The organism is Intestinibacter sp. (genome assembly GCF_051866655.1).
Classification (GTDB): domain Bacteria; phylum Bacillota; class Clostridia; order Peptostreptococcales; family Peptostreptococcaceae; genus Intestinibacter.
The window spans coordinates 1-3,668 of record NZ_JBJDXL010000307.1 but is presented as its reverse complement, the minus strand read 5'-3'; the positions used below and the strand labels follow the sequence as shown (position 1 = coordinate 3,668).

2 protein-coding genes are annotated in these 3,668 nt (G+C 30.6%); both read right to left on the bottom strand.

Going from position 1 to position 3,668, the window contains the following annotated elements; all coding sequences use genetic code 11:
- Positions 1-66 precede the first annotated feature (66 nt).
- Positions 67-1,821 (bottom strand): ABC transporter ATP-binding protein, encoded by a 1,755-nt coding sequence (locus tag ACI3VO_RS09200; RefSeq protein ID WP_439757630.1) that lies wholly within the window; start codon positions 1,819-1,821, stop codon positions 67-69.
- A 3-nt stretch (positions 1,822-1,824) separates the two neighbouring features.
- On the bottom strand, positions 1,825-3,561 hold the full coding sequence (locus ACI3VO_RS09195) for an ABC transporter ATP-binding protein (RefSeq protein ID WP_439757629.1): 1,737 nt from the start codon (positions 3,559-3,561) through the stop codon (positions 1,825-1,827).
- Positions 3,562-3,668 lie beyond the last annotated feature (107 nt).

The window sequence follows — 3,668 nt, the reverse complement described above, 5'->3', positions numbered from 1 at the left end:
AATGGATAGGTAAGATACAAAATATAAAGTCAAAATGCTTTAATATATATCTAACCTTATTAAATTTTAAAATTGTGATTTAAATAAATTCGCATAAAAACCGTCTTTTTCCAGTAATTCTCTGTGATTTCCCTTTTCCACTATTTTACCGCCGTTTAACACTAGTATTTGATCGGCGTTTTTTATAGTCGAAAGTCTATGGGCGATTATAAAGCAGGTTCTTCCCTTCATAACCTCTAAAAGTGCATTTTGAATCTGAATTTCTGTCTTTGAATCTATATTGGATGTAGCCTCGTCTAATATCAGCATCTTGGCGTCTGTAAGCATCGCTCTAGCTATGTTTAGAAGCTGCTTTTGACCTTTAGATATATTATCTCCATTTCCACTTATTATCGTATCGTATCTGTCTGGGAGTTTTTCTATAAAGTCGTCTATTTTAGCGAGCTTTGCTACTCTTTTTACATCGTCTAAGGTCGCATTTTCATTTCCATAGGCTATATTTTCATAGATAGTCCCTTCAAATAGCCATGTTTCTTGAAGCACCATCGCATAAGCCCCTCTCACGCTCTTTGTCTTTATGTCGTCTATATTTTTGTCATCTACTGATATTTCACCTCTATCCCTGTTGTAAAACTTCATAAGAAGGTTTATTATCGTAGTCTTTCCTGATCCAGTAGGTCCTACTATTGCAACTACTGTATTTGGATTTGCATTTATATTTAAATCCTCAAGAACCTTTTCATTTAAATCGTAGCTGAAGGTCACATTTTTCATATCTACCTTTCCATCTACATTTTCTAAACGACAGGCATCTATTTTATCCTCTTTTTCGCGATTTTCGTCTATAAATTTAAAAACTCTCTCACTTGCTGCGAACGCCGACTGCATATCTGCAATTAAATTTGAGATCTCTCTAATAGGTCCCGAAAACTTTCTAGAATAAAGTACAAATGAAGATATCTGACCTAATGTCATCTGATTCATCAAATATAAAATAGAACCTATAGTACTTATACATGCAAGGGATAAATTATTTATAAATCCCATAAGTGCCATAGTCATACTCCCATAATATTCTGCATCATAATAGGAATCTACTGCTTCTCTATTTACCTTTTCAAAATCATCTACTACCTTGCACTCCTTGTTGTACGCTTTTATGACCTTTATTCCACTTATATGCTCCTCTACAAATCCATTTAGGTCACCTATTTTTTTAGCTCTTCTTCTGAAAAGAGGCTTTGTCCTCTTTGTTATATATTTAGTCGATAAAATATACATAGGTATAGTAATAAAAAATATCAAAACTAATTTTCTAGATATTGTAAACATCATAAAAAAAGAACCAATCAGAGTAACTATACTAGTCAATATATTTACTAAATCAGTAGAAAGTGTAGAGCCCATAGTATCTATATCGTATGTCATCTTGCTCAAAATATCTCCCACAGAATTTTTATCAAAATAGCTAACAGGAAGGTTTAAAATAGCTTCAAATGCGTCTTTTCTAAGTGAATAAACTACATTTCTAGCCGTTTTCACCATTATAATCGAAATAATATAAGATAAAGCTGATGAAGCTACATAAAATAACGCCATCAAAAATCCATAGTAAAAAATCTTAGAAAAATCTATATTACCTCTTCCGTATTCTATTACCTCAATCGCATATCCAGACAGCATAGGTCCTACTAATGAAAATGCATTTGATATAAAGGTTAGAATTATCGATATGATTATGGCAAATTTGTATTTATATAAATACCTCCATATTTTTTTCATAATATATTTCGTATCTCTATCGTCGTTATTTCTAGCCATATTTTATAAATCTCCATTTTGTATTTCGTTTATTTCAGAATAAACAGGACAGCTTTTTAATAACTCATCGTGGTCGCCATAGCCTACAATTTCTCCATCATCTAATACCATTATTTTTGAGCATTTTTTTATAGAATTAATTCTAGAATCTATGATTATCTTCGTTGTAGCTTTATAATTTTCTAAAAGACTCTCTCTTAGACACATCTCTGTTTTAAAATCTAGTGCACTAGATGCATCGTCTAAAAGCAGAATTTTTGGATTTCCAGCAAAAGCCCTCGCTAAAAATATTCTCTGCTTTTGTCCTCCGCTTAAATTATTTCCTTTTTGAGATATGATTTTTTCAAATCCATATTCATTTTGACCTATAAAATCCATCGCCTGAGCTGATATAGCTGCTTTTTTTATATCTCTATCAGATAAATTTCTTCCAAAATCTATGTTTTCATAAATAGATTTTGAAAATAAGTAGTCATTTTGAAATACTACACCGAACATATTTCTTAGTTCTGCCTTATCTATATCGTCTATATTTACTCCATTTATCAATATCTGTCCTTGATTTGCCTTGTAAAATCCCATAAGCAAAAGTATTATCGTGCTCTTTCCAGATCCGATTGGACCTATTATCCCCAAGGAATCCCCTTCTTTAATCTCAAAGCTTATATTTTTTATAGCCTTAGATTTTTTATTATATGAAAAAGTCACATTTTTAAATTGGATATGGTATTTTGATTTACAGTTATTTTTTAAGGCTATTTGATTATCTATATTTTTGATTTCTTCTATATCTAAATCCTGTTCAATTTCTAAAATTTCGCTAATCCTAATTGCCGATGCCTTTGCTTTAAAATACAATATAAATAACTTAGTAGCGGCCTTCATAGCATTAAGTATTATTGTAAAATAACTCAAAAACGCAACAATAACCCCTACCTGTATCGCTCCCTTTTCAACTCTATAAGCACCTACTACGACTACTAAAACTAATCCTAAATTAAATAATATATTAACTATCGGCTGATTTAGGCTCATTACAATATTGGCAGTAGTATCCTTTTCACTTACATCCTTGTTTACTCCATAAAATCTCTCTCTCTCATAATCAGCCTTAGAAAATGCCTTTATTACTTTAACTCCAGTAATATTTTCTCTAATTACTCTTACCAGGCTGTCTATTGATTTTTGTAGATTCATATATAATGAAACGCCTCTTTTTGAGATAAGAAATATAAAAAAAGCTATAAGCGGCATTATTGCGATCAATATAAAGGTCAACACAGGATCTAAGGTTAGAGTTATCATAATTCCTCCAATAATCAAAATAGGAGCTCTAACACCTAATTTTTGCATAATACAAATTGTCCTGTATATGTTATTTGTATCATTAGTCAATCTAGATATTAAAGAAGGTACTGTAAAATAATCTATCTGACTGCTTGATAAAGTATTTATTTTTTTATATAAATCATATCTTAAATTATTGATCACATCTCTTCCAACTGCCGCTGCATTCCTATTTGCATATATATTCGAAAAAGCTCCTACAGCTGCACATAATATCATCAAAAAGCCCCAAAAATATATTTGCTTTATATCTCTTTTATAAATTACATTATCTATTATATATGCAAGTATCCACGGTATACATAAATCTATTGTAGTTCCCACAAATTTAATTGAAAGCCCCCAAATCATCCTTTTTAATTCCGGTTTTATATAAGAAATGATAGTTTTCATAAGTATTATTTTTCGCTATTTAGTAATTCCAATCTCAAATCATTTAGTATAGTATTAGCAGCTCTGACTCTTATTCCCTGTCTATTTCCATTGAATATGTACTTTTT

Bases quoted from the DNA above. Each gene is read 5' to 3' on its own strand.
- ACI3VO_RS09195 (WP_439757629.1), bottom strand. From the start codon at position 3,561: ATGAAAACTATCATTTCTTATATAAAACCGGAATTAAAAAGGATGATT.
- ACI3VO_RS09200 (WP_439757630.1), bottom strand. From the start codon at position 1,821: ATGGCTAGAAATAACGACGATAGAGATACGAAATATATTATGAAAAAA.